Source organism: Rhodopirellula sp. UBA1907, assembly GCF_002337565.1.
Classification (GTDB): domain Bacteria; phylum Planctomycetota; class Planctomycetia; order Pirellulales; family Pirellulaceae; genus Rhodopirellula; species Rhodopirellula europaea.
In genome coordinates this window covers 87,970-105,718 of sequence record NZ_DDGH01000102.1, presented here as the reverse complement: position 1 = coordinate 105,718, position 17,749 = coordinate 87,970, and the positions used below count along the sequence as shown (strand labels likewise).

The window sequence follows — 17,749 nt, the reverse complement described above, 5'->3', positions numbered from 1 at the left end:
GCAGCGAAGACACCGACACGCTGCTGGCCGCTGGCTTTCGTCGTAGCAGCCAATTCGTCTATCACACGAATTGTCCGAATTGCCGTGCTTGCCAACCAACTCGCCTGCGAGCAGATGAGTTCCAGCTGACCAAATCACTGCGTCGTGTCTTGAAGAAGGCGGAGCGTGAACTGACCTGGAATTGGCAACCCCCGCGAGTCGACGCTGATCGTGTTCGTCTTTACAACGACCATCGCAACCTCCGTGGTTTGGCCCAAGATGGCGACATCAGCGCATCGGACTACGAAACATTTTTGATCGCGACGTGCTGGCCAACGCTCGAGCTTGAGATCCGGCACCAAGACCAATTGGTCGGCGTTTCAATCATGGACATCGGCCGACAAAGCATCAGTGCGGTGTACACACACTTTGATCCGGCCGCATCCAAGTTCAGCTTGGGAACTTTCGCGGTGCTGCAACAAATTCAGTGGGCCAAAGACAACGGCCGCACCTGGGTCTACTTGGGTTTGTATGTCGCCGAGAACCCGCACCTGAATTACAAATCTCGTTTCGTACCACAAGAACGTTTGATCGACGGGCAATGGCGTGTTTGCTTGGAGTAGACTCTGGCGTCACACATCCATTCCCCACGCTGTGAGTAGAAACCTTGACGATTTGGTGGTTGGTCGCGCTCGCCGTGACGATGGTGCTGGTCTCGATCCTCGCGTTTCGACTGCATCCGTTTCTGGCGTTGCTATCGACGGCAATCATGGTGGCGATGCTGACCACGCCGGCTCAATTGTCATCGTTCGCATCGGCAAGATTGGCCGAAGGTAAATTCACTGACGCCGAAGCCACCTCCTTCGTGGGGCAATCCGCGTCGGCACGAGTCGCGGATGCCTTTGGCGCGACCGCCGGTTCCATTGGAATCGTGATCGCGTTGGCCAGCGTTATCGGCGGATTGCTGATGCAGTCCGGTGCGGCGGCGAAAATCGTTGACACCATGCTTCGCTGGACCGGGGAACAACGTGCTCCCGAAGCAATGGCTGCGGCGTCGTTTGTGTTGGGCATTCCCGTGTTCTTCGACACGGTTTTCTACCTGATGCTTCCGCTGGCTCGATCCTTGCGACGCAAAACCGGCAAGAACTACGTGTTGTTCATCCTGGCCATTTTGGCGGGTGGATCGATCACGCACTCGTTGATCCCGCCCACGCCCGGCCCACTTCAGGTTGCCGCTTTTTTGGAAGTCGAAATCGGTGCGATGTTGATCGCCGGTCTCGGCATCGGCAGCATCACCAGCGTGATTGCATTGGCAGCGGCTAGAGTCATCAATCACTTTGTCGACCTGCCACTTCGCGACGAAGATGGCGAGGAGATTCGCCCTGAAACGCAGCGTCTGGCATCAGCCGGCGATCAATCAACTGAGATTCCGCCCAAGCCGCCGTTGTGGCTGTCGCTATTCCCGATCGCTTTGCCAGTGGTTCTGATCGCGTTGGGTTCGACCATCAAATCCATTTACGGAAGCGAAGCCGTCGCAGAATCGGAACTGCTGGGCTGGATCATTCGCTTGGGCGACAAAAACCTCGCGTTGGGTTTGGGTTGCCTCGTCGCTTTTGGATTGATCCGCTGGGTTCCCAACGATCAACGACGCAAAGTGGTTTCCGCTGCGATCGCCTCGGCCGGATCCATCATCCTGATCACCGCCGCGGGCGGGGCGATGGGCAAAATGCTTTACCAAGCCGGCATCGCAGAAGTCGTCGGCTCCATCGCCAAGGGATTCCCGGGGCTTTGGTTGCTTCCGCTAGCGTTCCTCGTGACGACCGCCATCCGAACAATCCAAGGCTCGGCGACCATCGCGATGATCACTTCGGCCAGCATTCTGCAATCGCTGGCAACCAGCGGCGAGCTTCCGTTTCACCCGGTTTACTTGGCGATGGCGATCGGAGCGGGAAGCAAACCAATCTCATGGATGACCGACAGCGCGTTTTGGATCATCTCCGAAATGACGGGCATGACCGAGAAAGAAGCGTTGCGAACGATCTCTCCCATGAGTGCCGCATTGGGTGTTTCGGCGTTGCTGGTCACCGTCGTTGCCGCGGCGATCTTTCCTGCCGTGTGACCTCATTTTGATCGCGAAACAACAGCCAGCTCACCCAACGAAGTCACAGATGTACCGATGAACGGTTTCAAATTTCTAGTCGAGTGATTTTAATGGGACGTTCTGATTTGCCCAAAAATTGCTAGCAACGAACGTTCATGGATACGACCCAACCCGATTTGATCAACGCCTCCCACTCGGAGAACTCCGTTCCAACTGCCAGTAACGACGCTGGATCGTCGTCGAAGTCAGATGCGCCTGCCATGAGCAAAAGCGAGCGAATTCGCCGCTACATCCAGGCTCATCCCGAGGCTCGAAACACGGAAATCGTTGCCGCTCTGGAAGAACACGGCATCAAATACCAGGACGTCGGAAACGTTCGCTCGCAGGAAAAACGCAAGGCGGCAAAGAAGTCCGCTCCGTCGAAACGCCGCCGCCAAGTCACCGCGGCCCCGGAACCGGCAGCGACGCCAAACCCACCGTCCGCACCTACCCCCACTTCGGGTGCTGTCAGCATGGAAACGCTGCAAGCAGGTGCTGAATTCGTGAAGCAAGCTGGTGGAATCGACCAAGCCGAGGCAATTCTCGCCCTGATTCGGCAAATCCGTTCCGTTTGAGCCCGCTTCGAAAGCATCGGACTCGAACCAAATCAAAGGACCGCGAGCGGATTCGCAACCCCCCCGCTCAGATGCCGAAAGGGTGCCTCAACCCAACCCTTTGGCGGGCACTTTGATCAGCCGTCTGATTCGCGTCGCGACTTCGACTCACCAGCCACTCGAACACGGCGGATTTGGCAAAAAACGCGTCGCGAGAATGACACAGACCAATGATCCCAGGGGGCTTCGGCAGCCCGAAAACCCCGAAAAACATTGACTTTGTTTGATAATTCAGTACTCTACAAGTCCCCCCTGCGATCATCGTTCTCGACAGTCCCCGCGATCGCTCCCACCTCCCACCGAATCAAAGCCGCTGGTTTCACCGCCACCGAGCTTCCAGCCTCATGAACAATGCACTGAACTTCCCAAAGCGATGGGTCGCTTTGGACGAATGTTTCTCAGGCCGCGATGCGTCCGCAGGTCTGAAGACCGAGCGTCATCGCAGCGTCTCGAGCAAACGACGGGTTCGAGCTTCGCTGGCACTTGCCGTGCTGGCCGGCGCGTGCGTGGGCACTGGCACCGCAGCACCGAACATTCGTCCATGTTCAGCCGACGAAGTTGTCGACGTCACCCCAGCCGATTCGGTCGAACAACCAAACGTTGATTCGCAAACAGCGGAGACGTTGCGGTTCTCGTTCAACGGCGTTCCATGGCGAGAAGTGATCCAGTGGCTGGCCGATGAAGCGGACCTGGCATTGCACATCAGTGAGTTGCCATCGGGCAGCTTCACCTACACCGACAACAGCGAGTTCACCGTTCAAGAAGCGATTGACCGAGTCAATCTGTTTCTGATCTCGGAAGGATTCACGTTGGTTCGCAGCGGTCGCTTGCTTTCGGTCATCGATTTGACCGACCCGCGCGGAGTCCAACAGCTTGAAACGTTGGCCGAGTTCGTCGACGCCGAACAACTCGCCGACAGAAAACCACACGACGTCGTCAAATGCATTTTCTCACTCGGTGAGATCGATGGAGAAGACGCTGTTCAAGAATTGTCGGCACTGAACTTGATGACCAGCCCAACGGTCCTTTACAAAACCAACCAACTGATCGTCACCGATTCCGTCGCGAAACTGAGAAGCGTCCAACGGGTTCTGTCGGCGTTCAAATTGGACGAAATGGACAACGGCACGATCGTCCAGTCGTTCCAGTTGCGACACGTTACCGCGGACGACGTCCTGACTGTTGCTCGACCGCACTTGGGCCTGGCGACGGATGAGATGATCGGCATTGATGTCAGCCTGTCAGCTGATCTGGGTGGTAACAGCATCTTCGTCACCGGCATCGAAGACAAAGTGAAATTGCTGGAAGGTTTGGTCAAAGCGGTCGATCAGCCCGACTCTGCCAAAGTCTCTTCGAACGAACCGATGCAACTTCGGTCCTACCTCGTTCCAGGCGGAAACGTTCGGACGGTCTACAACGTCCTACAGACACTGCTTTCCGGCAAAACCGTTCGCCTATCAATGGACGATGACGCGGGCACGATCGTCGCTTTGGCTTCGGCTGAAACCCAAGCGGAAATCAGCCAGACCGTGGATGAACTGCAAGCCGCAGACGATGAATTCGAAGTCATCCAACTGAAGTCAGTCGATCCGTCCTATGCGATCAGCTTGATCGATCAGATGTTGGACTTGCCTGACGAGTACGCCGATCCGGATGACATTGATCCCGATACCCCTCGAATCGACGCTGATCCAGGCAATCGCCGCCTGTTCGTTCGAGGCAAACGTCATCGCATCGACCAAATCAAAACCATCGTCGAAGGACTCGAAAAAGGCGGTGCACCAAGCGACGCCGAGCAAATTCGCGTGCTTCCGTTCAAAGGCAAAAACGCGCAACGCTTGCTGGAAACCGGCGCCAAGTTTTGGCAATCGACGAATCCGGTGATCCTCTATCCAGGACACGAATCCGATTCGCCCAACGTGCTTGAACGCGTCCCCAACGAAGACGAAAGCGACGCGTCCGAAAGCTCTGATCCCGGCCCTGACCACAAGGCCCTCGAACTGACCAGCAAACGCAGCCTGACCGACGAGCCCACCGAAGCTCGCTTGCTGACAACCGTCACACGTTCGCGATCTCAACCGATCACTTGCCAAATCACTTCACGTGGATTGATCCTGCAATCCGAAGACACGACGGCACTCAACGAGTTCGAGCAACACTTGCGATCGCTCGGCACATCGATGCAGCCTGCATCATCGCCCCCCATCGCTTTCTACCTGCAACACATTCGTCCCGACGACGCGCTGCGAATGCTGGCGGAGTTGCTTGAGGGCGGAGAGGCAGCCAAAGAAGGTGAAGCCGGAACATTGATCAACGGCACGATGACTTCGGTTTCGTCCGGCGGTTACCTCGGCAGCTTCCTGACCACTCGTGACGGAACGATGACGTTGCTGTTTGGCTCCATCACGATCGTTTCCGATTCGCGTTTGAATCGTTTGATCGCTCAGGGATCCTCCGACGACATCGACTTGATCGAAAACTATCTCAAAATCATCGACAAAGACCGCAGCATCACGACGGTGCAAACCTACGGCACTTCCCGCGTCATCGAACTCAAACACACCCGTGCGGCGGACGTCGCCGAAGCCGTTCAAGCAGCCTACGCCGGTCGCATGGCCGAAGGACCGGGCAAAGCCAACGCGGCAGCCGGTGGTGGAAACGATTCCGATGCACGCGACGCGGCTCGCAATGGCGACAACCGCGGCAACTCGAAGAATCCACCCAAAAAATCGGCCTCCCAAGCGGCTCGTGACTTGGAACCGAAGATGACCGTCGCCGTTCACGAAGCCAGCAATTCCTTGATCGTGACCGCACCTCAGCAACTGTTTGCCGAAGTGGAAACGCTCGTTCAAACGATCGATTCGCGTGGCGAACAAGCGGTCGAAGTCATCATCCCCAGCAGCGATGAAGTCATGGGCGAAGTGCTGCAGCAAGTGCTCGGTGCGTCGACGATCACTAGCCGTCGACCGACCACATCTTCATCCCGCGATCGTTCGCGAGACCGAGGAGGACGATGATGCGATTCCACTGGAACGTCACCATGTTTTCTTCGTTCATCAAGTCATTGCGTCGCACTGTTCTTCGAGCCGCTCTGCCGGTCTCGATGGCAGCCATGGCCGCTGCCGTGGTTTCGGACGGCAACGTCGCCAACGCACAATCGGGGCTTCGCGAATCGCTGGAACGGCTCGATCGCGATCAAGACGGCGATATTGAACCAGAAGAAATCACGGCACTCGCTCGGCCCTATCTCGAACGTGTGGCCGAAGCGCGCCGAATGGACCTGAACCGGGACAACTCGGTCGAGCGTTGGCAGGAAGCGGTGCGTATTTATCACGCATTGCAGAACGGCACTTCATCACGAGAAGTTGACCCCGAAAACGAAATCACCGTGCGTCCGTTTGGCCCACTGGACGATGAACCGATGGTTCCCGAGTTCGGGCTGGGTGAAATGAAATTCCAGTACACCGCCGCCGACTATCGCCAAGCCGAACGCACTTTATCGCGAAGTGATCGCAATCGAGATGGATTCCTTGACCGACGTGAAGTGGAACGAGCTGATTGGCGATACCGGGATCCATTCGAAGAAGACTACGACGGTGACAACCGACTCAGCGTCATCGAATTGGCCCAACGCTACGCTCGACGCCGCCTGCTTTCGAATGCATCGGGTGAACTGATCAAGAAACGCCGACGAGTGGGTAGCGAGGTCCGCGAGACAGAACGGCCCAGTCGCGAAGATGACTCACGTTACTGGCGCCGCGATCGTCGCTATTACCTGGCATCGACCGTGATGGAACGATTCGACCAGAATCGCAACGGAAGGCTGGAAGCCAGCGAAACCGTCGCGATGGGCATCCCCTTCGGTCGCATCGACCTCGACCGAGACGGCGAGATTTCTCGCGACGAATTGAACGATCACCTTCTCCAAGTCCAGGAACGAGAAGACCAGGACGCGGAAGGATTGCCGCCGTGGTTCTTTGAACGCGACCAAGACGGCGACCAACAGATCTCAATGCCGGAATTCACCTCCGAATGGACCCCTGAACTGCTGGCTGAGTTTGAATCGTACGATCAAAACGCCGACGGCTTGCTAACCAAAAGCGAGCTCGCGGGATCAACCGCGTTGATGGGCGGCAACTACCGAAACGAAACCGCCTCCGCTTTGCCGCCTCGCAAAACAGTCGTCTCAGAAATCTTCATCGAAGAAGAATATGTGATCGCCGACGTGAACGTTCAGCTTTCGATCACGCACACGCACGACGAAGCACTCGATGCTTACCTGGTCGGCCCTGACGAGACAAAGATCGAATTGTTTTCCGGAGTCGGCGGGCACGATGACCACTTCGACCGAACTCGGTTCGATGACGACGCACGACTGCCGATCACAAAAGCTCGCCCACCATTTGAAGGAACCTTCATCCCCGAAGGCCGCCTGAAGAACCAACCCAGCCTGAGTTCTTTCAACGGAAAGAATGTTCAGGGCACTTGGCAATTGGTCATCGTGGGAACACGCAGCGAACGGTTTGGATTGCTGCACAACTGGAGCCTCGACATCACGCCGGACACGTCGAAGCCCTGAAGACTGAAGACTCAGGATCTAGTCGGCCGTGCGACCGACTTCCAAGTTGGTGAAGAACGCTGCCATCAACGGACTTGGAAGTCCATCGTACGGTCATTCAACCCGGAAGTTGCTTTGAGGGACACGTTAGAAGCTTCGCTTTGACGGGTCATCCACTGCGTAAGCTTCGATCTCAAACGGGTTGCCGCGATACGCATCGCGGTCCATCAGCTTCAACACCAACGAAGCACCCAGGTAAGCGGGCAAAAAGAAGGGCCCCCACCGTTCATACTGCCGAACGTGAACTCGCTCATGCCTGCGAGTTCTTTCCAGATCCGCGATCGTGCAACCAAGCACAACGTGGCCGAGCGTCATGGCCGCGGCGGGAACAGGCATCGATCGCAGGCCCCGGGCAATCCAGCGTCCGTGAATTTCAGCGACTCCTGAAACCCACACAACACGTCCCCCCAACAACAACCCGATCGTGATTCCGATCAGCGTGTTGGGAGCGGCCCATAGATACCGCAACCAACGCAATTACTTGTCAAACCACTTCTTAATCGCATGCAGAGTTGTCGCTCGCCCGGCACGTGCGATGGAGGTCGTCAGCGGAATCTCCTTCGGACAAACCGCAACGCAGTTCTGAGCGTTCCCGCAGGACGCCAAACCGCCGGGTCCTTCGAGTGCATCCAGTCGCTCGCCGGCCAGCGATTTTCCGGTGGGATGGTTGTTGAATAGCATCGCCTGCGAAATCGCGTGTGGACCGACAAACGCTTCGGAGTATGCCTGACTCTTGCGAGCCTCGAACTCCTCAGCTGTTTCACCAGACTTTTGCGTCAGCTCGATCTTGTTGTATTGAGGGCAAGCCTCGAGGCAACAACCACAGCTCATGCACTGGCTGAGTGGGTAATTGCGTTCTTGGTCTTCCCGCAGGATCCGCTCGCCAGCACCCATGTTGTAGTAGCTGTCGACGGGCACCCAAGCTTTGACTCGCTCCAATCCTTGGAACAACCGAGCCCGGTCGACGACGAGGTCGCGAACAACGGGGAACTTGCTCATCGGCTCCAAAACGATTTCGTCAGCATTGTCCACGAGCAAACGATCGACCAACGCGCTACAGCTTTGACGAACTCGGCCGTTGATGACCATCGTGCATGAACCGCAAACTTCTTCCAAGCAACCGCAATCCCAGGCAACAGGAGTCACCTTCTTGCCATCGCGGTTGGTTGACTGAGCTGCGATCCGTTGCAGAACGCTGATCACGTTCATCTCCGGCTCATACTTGATCTTGTGCAGTTCCCAGTACGGAGCTTCTCCGGGAGCGTCCTGACGGCGCACACGAACGTTGATGAACTCGGGTCGTTTCTTTGTCGAAGGTTCGAGAGCAATCATCGGATCAAGGATTCAAAAGGTGGTTGAGAGGCAGTGCGGTGAACAAAGCGATTGGCGGGAAACGCAAAGGTTGAAAACGAAGGAGAACTCAGTTGGCTCCCACCAACCCCGTGCCCGATTTCGATTGAGCCAACTTCTTGGCGGCCCGTTCGTTCCAAACTTCTTCGATCGCCTCGGCACCCACCAATCCGTACAAGCGCGGACGAGGTGGGATCAACGATGTATCAACATCTTCGTAAGCGAGATCCGGTTGGTTCGTGGTGGCGTTCCAGGTTGCAACCGTGGTCTTGAGATACTTCTCATTGTTGGCTTCAAACTCATCGCACCATGCTTCGGCTTGGCGACGACGCTCAACGGGATCCTCGGAAGTCAACGATGGCTTCTTGAAGTCAGGCTTGAAGTGAGCCCCACGACACTCGTCTCGCTGCAAAGCTCCCTTGAGCAGGGCTTTTGCCAGTGGAAACATGTCCTGCAATGACTTCGCGAAAATGACGTTTTGGTTGGTCCACGAACCTGTGTCGGCCAGTGAAACCTTCATCGCTCGCTCGTGCAGTTCGTCGACCTTCTTGATCGCTTCTTCCAATTGGTCGTTGCGACGAACCACAGTGGCAACGCGAGTCATCAAATCGCCCAGCTCTTGGTGAATCAGGTATGGATTCTCGTCGCTTCCCGCGTTTCCGTTGAGCAAGTGATCGTGGCGGTCTTGCTGTGCCTTCACAGCGGAATCAAGCAGCGATTGAGGCACGTCGTCCGCACCCGACTTCTGCGATGCCGAGTAGTTCATGATGGACGAACCGGTGAACAATCCGGTGAAGATGCACGACAACAACGAGTTCGCACCCAAACGGTTTGCACCGTGATAGTGGTAATCGCATTCGCCAATCGCGTACAAACCGTCGATGCTGGTCATGTGATTGCGAGGTGCACCGGCTTCCAAACCGCCGTCTTCGCTCTTCACGTAGTCCGCCCACAATCCGCCCATGCTGTAGTGAACAGCCGGGAAAATCTTCATGGGTTCGTCGCGTGGGTCGACGCCTTGGAACTTCTCGTAGATTTCCAAGATGCCGCCGAGTTTGCGATCCAGCTCGTGACGCGGGATGTGCGTCAAATCGAGATACACGCACATGCGATCGTCTTCGACACTGAGCCCTTCGTTGACGCAGATATCAAAGATCTCACGCGTCGCGATGTCGCGCGGAACCAAGTTCCCGTATTCGGGGTAGCGTTCTTCCAAGAAGTAGTAGCGATCCGCTTCGGGAATGTCGCGAGGACCGCGAGAATCCTGAGGGGTGCGTGGAACCCAAACGCGTCCGCCTTCACCACGAGCCGATTCGCTCATCAAACGCAGCTTGTCAGCACCTGGAATCGCCGTTGGGTGAACCTGAATGAATTCCGCGTTGGCGTACTTGGCACCGTTTTGGAAACAACGGCTCGCGGCACTGCCGGTGCAGAACACGCTCATCGTGCTGCGACCGTAGATCAAGCCACATCCGCCCGTCGCAACCACGACCGCGTCCGCCGGAAACGCTTTGATTTCCATTGACACCATGTCTTGAGCCACCACGCCGCGACAGCGTCCGGTTTCATCTTGGATCGGGCCCAGGAAGTCCCAGAATTCGAACTTACGAACGTTGCCTTCGGTTTCTTGGCGACGCACTTGCTCGTCCAAGGCATACAGCAACTGTTGTCCGGTGGTCGCCCCCGCGAATGCGGTTCGTTTATAGAGAGTCCCACCAAACCGCCGACGGTCGATGAAACCTTCGCCGGTACGGTTGAACGGCACGCCCAGGCGGTCCATCAGCTCGATGACCTTGGGTGCCCAGTAAGCCATTTCCTTGACGGGCGGTTGGTGATTCAGAAAGTCACCCCCGTAGACCGTATCGTCGAGGTGTTTCCACTCATCGTCGCCCAGCTGCCGAGTCGCGTCATTGCAGCTGTTGATGCCGCCCTGCGCGCAAACACTGTGCGAACGTTTGACCGGCGTCAAACTGATCAAATCGACTTGGGCGCCCAGCTCGGTCAACTTCATCGTCGACGCCAAACCGGCCAAACCACCCCCAACGACAACCACGCGAGTGGGCGAGTTGGATTGTGCCATGGAATGTTTCCTTCAAAGAATCAAAATGGGTGGTTGCAAACTTATTCGGTGATCACGTCGTCGTCAGAACCGGATGCACTCTCGGCTTCCTCGACGTCGACTGGTGTTCGTTTCTCGGGCATGTCGTAAGCCAAACCGGTTTCCTTGGCCGCTTCGTACATGATGTTTTCATCGGCTCGGGCCTGAGCGATGTCTTCGGCGTCCATTCGGACCGCACCCCACCAAGCCGCTGTTCCAATAACCGCCAAAATGACTCCGAAGGCCACACATACTTTGGTGGCTCGCTGCTGAGCTTGTGGCGAAACCCAGAATCCCCAGGTGATTCCAGCGGTCCAGATGCCGTTGGCCAAGTGATAAACCGTCGCCAAGACGCCCGCCAAGTAAAACGCTGGCCAGACGTAGCCCTGCATCGCTTGGCCAAGTGATGAGGCAGCGTTGTATGGGTCAAAGCTCGCAAACCCGAGCGGCTCCATGATCGCCAGCCAAAATCCGGCATGGAACCAACCGTGCAGGTGCAACACGTGAGTCATCAAGAAAACCAGGGCGATCAGCCCAGTCCAGCGTTGCCACACATAACGGCGGTTGCCGGTGAATTGATAGTTTCCGAGGTTGGACTTGCCCGTCCGGATGATCCAAACGCCCAAAATCGCGTGGAACAACAACGGAGCAAAAATGCCTCCCCATTCCACCACGGGCAGCAAATCCCCGAGGCTATGGATCATAAACACCGCTCGTTGGAACGTTTCCGTCCCGTTGAGCAGACTGGCGTTGGTGGTCAGGTGAATGACCATGTAAACGCCCAGCGGTACAATCCCGGTCAGCGAGTGCAGTCGTCGAATGGCGAATTCGTGACGCAGGAAAAACGATTGCGAACGAGTGAGTTCAGACACGGGGGTCCAGGTCTTCTTGAGGTGGAAACTGGCCAATCGAAGAACCGTCGTCCACCGTTTGAGATAACGCCGCAACGCGTCCATCCTATCGGTTCAATCGGCTCAACCCTCGGAGTTTACGCCTTGGGGACAGTTCAGCCTAGAGAGCCGCGGGAATGGTTCCCCGCAACTGCGACCATCTGTCGCTGAAGTGTCCCCCTGACAACTTCTGAGTTTGCGATCAAACCGTCGCCCAGGTCCAAATCCTGAAAAATGCGGATTGTCGCAGAATGCCTGCCCGTAAATTGTCCTCGGGGGCATCCAGCACGACACGGGCATGACCAAACGGTGCCAGCAGAAGAGTCACCGAATGATTATTTCGTGAATTGATTTCTTCTTTCGAATCATTGGGACTCGACTTTTGATGTCAGTGGTTATCCTGACGACAGACACGTTGACCTTCGTTTGGCCCGATGGACCACCCTGTTGATCACTTTTTTGCCCAACCAATCGTCCACCGTCTTGCCCCCTCGCCGCCGGCGAACGGGACCTTTTTCGCGATCCAGCGCGACGGTTGCGCCCGCGAAAACGGCGGCTGAGCACCGAGCGACGCGGTCGGTTCGTTCCATTTTCATCAGCGACGTTCACCTGGGGCTTCGCCACGCGCAAGTCGACCGACTGCTTGCTTTTCTAAACAGCCACTCACCTGAACACCTGTATCTTGTTGGTGACTTCATCGACGCCCGCGTGCTGCACATGCAGCCGTATTGGCCTCCAATTTACGATCGCTTGCTGAATCGATTGGCCGAGCTCGCCGCCGAAGGTACCGCGATTCATTACACGCCGGGAAATCACGACGATTACCTGCGGCATGTCGATTGGCCCGAAATCGCTGAGTCAGAAGACGTGGCTGTCGGCGAACAATTCGTTCACGAAACCGTCGATGGCCGCCGCGTCGTGGTCCTGCACGGTGACCAATTCGACAAAGTCGAACGCCAAGCCCACTGGCTCTCACTGATCGGTACGTTCCTGTACACAATTCTGCTAACCGCTGACCGAGCGATCAACCGCGTGCTGAAATGGTTGCGGATGAAGCCCCGCCGAATCAGTCGCTATTTGAAGCAAACCACCAAACGAATCGTGCAGTGGGTCAGCGGATTCAAATCCAAGGTTCGCCAACACGCTTGCGAAAACGACTGCGACGCAATCGTTTGCGGTCACATCCACATTCCGACCGTGCGACGACTCAGCCCCACGTCGGACAATCCCGATGCCAAGCGCCCGCTGTACTTCAACCTGGGCGACTGGGTCGAAAACGCCACCGCGATGGTCGAATACGAAAACGGCGAACTGGAATTGATCGACTTCGACCAACCCGATCGAGTCCCCCCGGCATCCGCCAAATCTCAATCCCAAGCCACCAACCAACTCACCCCCAAAGCCGCCGCCATCAAACGCCACCTCTTCACCGGCATGGGGTGAATTCTTCGGCTCATGTGTCAGCATGATTGAACTGACACATAAAACCGTTACCCTGGGCGGCAAATTCACCCTCTGCGGGATTTGCAAAAGCGATTTGCTGACAATCGCCAAGCGGTTGGCGACAGCATCCACATGATTGGCGTCGCCGCAACGCTTGTGGTGAAGCTTCCAGGATGGACCGCCGAAACCCCATGACCAATCGCTTCCAGCTACACACCACGCCACTCGAGCCCCTGATCGTTCTCGAGCGTATGCCGATCGGTGATCACCGTGGATATCTGGAACGGATGCATTGCGATGTGGATCTCGCCGAACTGCTCGACGGCTCCACAATTGTTCAAATCAATCGAACGCTTACCCAGCAACGCGGTACCGTTCGAGGCATGCATTTCCAACGACCGCCTCATTGCGAAAAGAAGATTGTCAGCTGTCTGCACGGCAAAATTTTTGATGTTGCGGTCGATCTCCGTCCCGACTCACCGACATACCTTCACTGGCATGGGGTCATCCTTAGCGAATCCAATCACCGCACTTTCTTCATTCCCGAAGGATTCGCGCACGGATTCCAGACTTTGACCGATGACTGCGAGTTGCTGTATTTGCACACGGAGTTCTATCGCGCGGACTCAGAAGCCGGCCTTGATGCGATGGACCCTGCTTTGGCTATCGAATGGCCGCTGGAAGTCTCGCAACGCTCTGACCGCGACAATCGACTTCCGAAACTTGACGATAGTTTCAACGGAATCCAACTATGAAATGCCGACATTGCCAACATCCGCTGACACTTCCGTTTGTCGACCTGGGCAGCGCGCCGCCATCCAACGCCTATCTCACAAAAGAATCACTGCTATCACCTGAAAAGTGGTTCCCGCTGCGAGTATTAGTTTGTGATCGATGCTGGCTGGTCCAAACCGAAGACTTCTCCAATGCCGCAGAACTTTTCGATTCCCACTATGCCTATTTCAGTGGTTTCTCCACCAGTTGGTTGGCACACAGCGAAAAGTATGTTCATGAAATGACCGAGCGGTTCTCGCTCAACCAAAACAGCCATGTTGTCGAGGTCGCTGCCAATGATGGCTACCTGCTTCAATACGTTCAGGCGGCCGGTGTCCCGTGTTTGGGCATCGAACCCACGGCAAGTACAGCGCAAGCGGCTCGCGAGAAAGGAATTGAAGTTGTCGAACGATTTTTTGGCGTTGGCTTGGCAACCGAACTCGCTGAGCAAGATAAACGAGCGGACCTCACCGCCGCGAACAACGTCCTCGCGCACGTTCCCGACATCAACGACTTTGTGCGTGGCTTCAGCATTCTACTGAAGGATGACGGTGTCGCGACTTTTGAATTCCCACACTTAGTGAAACTGGTCCAGGAAATTCAGTTTGACACGATCTATCACGAACACTTCTCATACCTGTCGCTGACGGCAGTCAAGGCGGTGTTCGAATCCAATGGCTTGCGTGTGTTTGATGTCCAGCAACTGACAACACATGGCGGCAGCCTTCGCGTGTTCGCCCAACGCGCCAACACTGGACAAAGAGCAATCTCTTCCGAAGTCGAGAAGCTACTTCATAGCGAAGCAAAAATCGGACTGACAACCGCCAACTTCTATCTCGGATTCCAACAAAAAACCAATGATGTCAAGGACGAGTTTATTCGCTTCTTGATCGACGCTAAGAAAGCAGGCAAAAGTGTGGCAGCGTATGGTGCCGCTGCAAAAGGAAACACGTTGCTCAATTACGCTGGCATTCGGCCGGACTTGATTCAATTTGTCGTCGACCGCAATCCTGCGAAACAGGGCAAGTTCATGCCCGGCAGTCGAATTCCAATCGTCGACGAAGATGAATTGCGCTCCAAGCAACCCGACTTCATCGTGGTCCTTCCATGGAACCTCCTCGACGAAATCGCGAAACAACTTGATTACACGCGTCAATGGAACGCCAAATTGGTAAGTGCCATCCCAAGCCTGAGAATCATATGAAACCCAGGATTCACTACACCAAACCATCCATCACGGACCTCGAGGTCCGTTACGCAACAGATGCTGCCGAAAACGGATGGGGTGCGAAGTGCTATGAATACATCGGCCGCTTTGAACAAGCGTTCCGAGAACACCTCGGTGTTGACCATGCCATCGCGACCTCCAGTTGCACTGGCGCGATCCACATGGGACTGGCCGCACTAGGAATTGGACCGGGCGACGAAGTGATCCTGGCCGACACCAACTGGATCGCGACTGCAGCACCCATCGTTCACTTGGGTGCAACACCGGTATTTGTCGACGTCCTGCAAGATTCATGGTGCATTGATCCGGAAAAAGCCGAGGCGGCGATCACTAGCAAGACAAAAGCCATCATTGCCGTCCACCTGTACGGCAATGTTTGTGACATGCAGTCTCTGTGCGATTTGGGGGAACGCAAGAACCTACCGATCATCGAAGACTCAGCCGAAGCGATTGGCTCAGAACACCATGGTCGGCGAGCCGGAAGCATCGGCCGCTTCGGAACATTCTCGTTCCACGGCACAAAGACACTGACCACCGGTGAAGGCGGCATGTTCGTGACCAATGACGCCAATCTGTACGAAACTGTTTTGACATTATCCAACCACGGTCGGTCTCGAACTCAGACCAAACAGTTTTGGCCCGACATGGTTGGCTTCAAATACAAGATATCAAATATCCAAGCAGCAATTGGATGCGCACAACTGGAACGCATCGAGTCGCTGATTGATCGCAAACGCGAAATCATGTCAGCGTACCGGACAGAACTATCTGACCTCGATTGGGTCTCGCTAAACCCCGAGGGCGAAGGCACGGTCAATGGAGCCTGGATGCCATCTATCGTCTGTTCTCAAGACTCTGGCATCACCAGCGACATGCTCGCCGAACGATTCCGGTCCGAAAACGTTGATGCCAGAGTGTTCTTCCACCCGCTGAGCAGCCTCGACTTTTTCGATAGCAAACCTGAGAACGTCAATTCATACGACTTGCCCAAACGCTCCTTCAATCTGCCCAGCTATCACGACATAAAAGACTCTGACATTCACCGTGTTGCAGCCATTGTCCGAGATCTGAATCCGACTGGGAGCTCTTGAAATGAAACTTGCTCTCTTTGCCGATGGACACGTTGGGACTCAAATCGCCGACTGGCTGCTGAAGCACTACGCAGACGATCTTTGCCTCGTTGTTACGACACAAGAAAACAGCATTACTGAAGCCGCTAAGCAGCACCATGTTCCGGTGGTTGCGTTTCGTTCCGAGCAACAGGTCCTCGATTTTGCCGGGACAAGGTCAATCGCACCAGACTTGGGCATTTTAGCCTGGTGGCCCCGACTGATTCGTCAGGCGTTCCTCGACTTTCCACGGCACGGCTTCATAAACACCCACCCCAGTTTGCTGCCATTCAACAGAGGCAAGCACTACAATTTTTGGGCTATCGTCGAGAAGGCACCCTTCGGAGTCACGCTCCACATGGTCGAACAAGGGGTCGACAGCGGTGACATCGTGGCCCAGCGTAAAATCGCCTACGATTGGGAAGACAATGGTGAATCGCTCTTTTACCGCGCCCAGACAGCCATGGTCGATCTCTTTCGAGAAACCTATCCGAAAATTCGCCTGCTCCAATTCGCGAGAACCCCCCAGGACTTGAGCAAGGGCAGTTTTCATCATTCGTCGGAACTGGAACCGGCTAGTCAAATCATGTTGGAGCAATCGTACCAAGCGGAAGATTTACTAAACCGTTTGAGAGCTCGAACATTCAACGAACACCCGTCATGCTGGTTTGAAGCGGACGGAAACAAATACGAAGTAAGAATCAATATCACGAAAGCCAACTCATGACACCGTACGAAAAATTCAAATCCGAATGCGACGAAGAAATTCAAACGCAGGGAAAATCACAAGAACTGAAGAACGCCACCCAAACCTGGATCAACCAGGCAAACGCTCACAAATATTCCTATCACTTCGAATGGCTGGGTCGTCCAATCATTCAATACCCCCAAGACATTGTTGCGATCCAAGAACTGATTTGGAGCATACAGCCTGACCTCATCATCGAAACCGGAATCGCTCACGGCGGTTCGCTGATACTTTCGGCTTCTTTGCTGGAATTAAATGCTGCATGTGGAGGAAACCAGGACGCGAAAGTCGTCGGGATCGACATCGATATTCGCGACCACAACCGCAGTGCGATCGAAGAACACCCAATGTTTAAACGCATTGAAATGATCCAGGGATCCAGCATAGCCCCTGAAATTGTCGCTCAGGTTGCCGAACTTGCAAACGGAAAGAAACGGGTGCTCGTATTCCTAGACAGCAATCACACTCACGACCATGTCCTGGCCGAATTGCGGGCATACGCTCCGATGACGTCCGTCGGCAGTTATTGCGTCGTCTTCGATACAATCATTGAAGATCTTCCAGAAGACATGTTTCCTGATCGACCCTGGGGCAAAGGCGACAATGCGAAAACAGCCGTTCACCAATACATTGGCGACAACGACAACTTCACGATTGACAAAGCATTCAACGACAAATTGCTGATCACCGTCGCACCCGACGGTTTTTTGAAACGAACGAAGTGAGACGTTTCCGCGGTTTCAACAGAGCCACCTAAG

Annotated in this window: 15 protein-coding genes; 11 read left to right on the top strand and 4 right to left on the bottom strand. The window is 55.3% G+C overall.

Annotated features, from left to right (window positions below; all coding sequences use genetic code 11):
* The 5 genes from B2R17_RS26120 to B2R17_RS26100 all read left to right on the top strand — a co-directional run.
* Positions 1-602 (top strand): arginyltransferase (locus B2R17_RS26120; RefSeq protein WP_286766298.1); only part of this gene is annotated, 602 nt, incomplete at its 5' end.
* Positions 603-646: 44 nt separating this feature from the next.
* The gene (locus B2R17_RS26115) at positions 647-2,098 is read left to right on the top strand and encodes a GntP family permease (protein WP_008667448.1); all 1,452 of its coding nucleotides are present in this window, start codon (positions 647-649) and stop codon (positions 2,096-2,098) included.
* Between the two features lie 137 nt (positions 2,099-2,235).
* Entirely contained in the window at positions 2,236-2,694 is a 459-nt protein-coding gene (locus B2R17_RS26110; protein WP_286766297.1) for a hypothetical protein, read from the top strand.
* A gap of 383 nt (positions 2,695-3,077) precedes the next feature.
* Positions 3,078-5,750 (top strand): secretin N-terminal domain-containing protein, encoded by a 2,673-nt coding sequence (locus B2R17_RS26105; RefSeq protein ID WP_286766296.1) that lies wholly within the window; start codon positions 3,078-3,080, stop codon positions 5,748-5,750.
* Positions 5,747-7,312: a proprotein convertase P-domain-containing protein gene (locus B2R17_RS26100; RefSeq protein WP_339886938.1), complete on the top strand. Its 1,566-nt coding sequence runs from the start codon at positions 5,747-5,749 to the stop codon at positions 7,310-7,312. The genes B2R17_RS26105 and B2R17_RS26100 overlap by 4 nt, the downstream gene beginning before the upstream one ends.
* A gap of 126 nt (positions 7,313-7,438) precedes the next feature.
* Here the strand turns inward: B2R17_RS26100 and B2R17_RS26095 are convergent, their stop codons facing one another.
* From B2R17_RS26095 to B2R17_RS26080, 4 genes are all read right to left on the bottom strand, one after another.
* Positions 7,439-7,828, bottom strand: a complete 390-nt coding sequence (locus B2R17_RS26095) for a hypothetical protein (protein ID WP_008667457.1) — start codon at positions 7,826-7,828, stop codon at positions 7,439-7,441.
* Positions 7,829-8,683 (bottom strand): succinate dehydrogenase iron-sulfur subunit, encoded by an 855-nt coding sequence (sdhB, locus tag B2R17_RS26090; protein ID WP_008667459.1) that lies wholly within the window; start codon positions 8,681-8,683, stop codon positions 7,829-7,831. It lies immediately after the preceding gene.
* Between the two features lie 88 nt (positions 8,684-8,771).
* Positions 8,772-10,781 (bottom strand): succinate dehydrogenase flavoprotein subunit, encoded by a 2,010-nt coding sequence (gene sdhA, locus B2R17_RS26085; protein ID WP_286766294.1) that lies wholly within the window; start codon positions 10,779-10,781, stop codon positions 8,772-8,774.
* A 41-nt stretch (positions 10,782-10,822) separates the two neighbouring features.
* On the bottom strand, positions 10,823-11,671 hold the full coding sequence (locus tag B2R17_RS26080; protein ID WP_286766312.1) for a succinate dehydrogenase cytochrome b558 subunit: 849 nt from the start codon (positions 11,669-11,671) through the stop codon (positions 10,823-10,825).
* 465 nt (positions 11,672-12,136) lie between these two features.
* Here B2R17_RS26080 and B2R17_RS26075 point away from each other — a divergent pair, with 465 nt between their 5' ends.
* The 6 genes from B2R17_RS26075 (at position 12,137) to B2R17_RS26050 (ending at position 17,716) form a co-directional block, all read left to right on the top strand.
* Complete coding sequence (locus B2R17_RS26075; protein ID WP_286766293.1) at positions 12,137-13,132, top strand: UDP-2,3-diacylglucosamine diphosphatase; 996 nt, start codon at positions 12,137-12,139, stop codon at positions 13,130-13,132.
* Between the two features lie 191 nt (positions 13,133-13,323).
* Entirely contained in the window at positions 13,324-13,887 is a 564-nt protein-coding gene (locus B2R17_RS26070; RefSeq protein WP_286766292.1) for a dTDP-4-dehydrorhamnose 3,5-epimerase family protein, read from the top strand.
* Complete coding sequence (locus B2R17_RS26065) at positions 13,884-15,110, top strand: class I SAM-dependent methyltransferase (RefSeq protein ID WP_286766291.1); 1,227 nt, start codon at positions 13,884-13,886, stop codon at positions 15,108-15,110. The genes B2R17_RS26070 and B2R17_RS26065 overlap by 4 nt, the downstream gene beginning before the upstream one ends.
* Complete coding sequence (locus B2R17_RS26060) at positions 15,107-16,225, top strand: DegT/DnrJ/EryC1/StrS family aminotransferase (RefSeq protein WP_286766290.1); 1,119 nt, start codon at positions 15,107-15,109, stop codon at positions 16,223-16,225. Before B2R17_RS26065 ends, B2R17_RS26060 begins: the two co-directional genes overlap by 4 nt.
* Before the next feature lies 1 nt (position 16,226).
* Positions 16,227-16,970 (top strand): formyltransferase family protein, encoded by a 744-nt coding sequence (locus tag B2R17_RS26055; protein ID WP_286766289.1) that lies wholly within the window; start codon positions 16,227-16,229, stop codon positions 16,968-16,970.
* On the top strand, positions 16,967-17,716 hold the full coding sequence (locus tag B2R17_RS26050) for a cephalosporin hydroxylase family protein (RefSeq protein WP_008667473.1): 750 nt from the start codon (positions 16,967-16,969) through the stop codon (positions 17,714-17,716). Before B2R17_RS26055 ends, B2R17_RS26050 begins: the two co-directional genes overlap by 4 nt.
* Positions 17,717-17,749 lie beyond the last annotated feature (33 nt).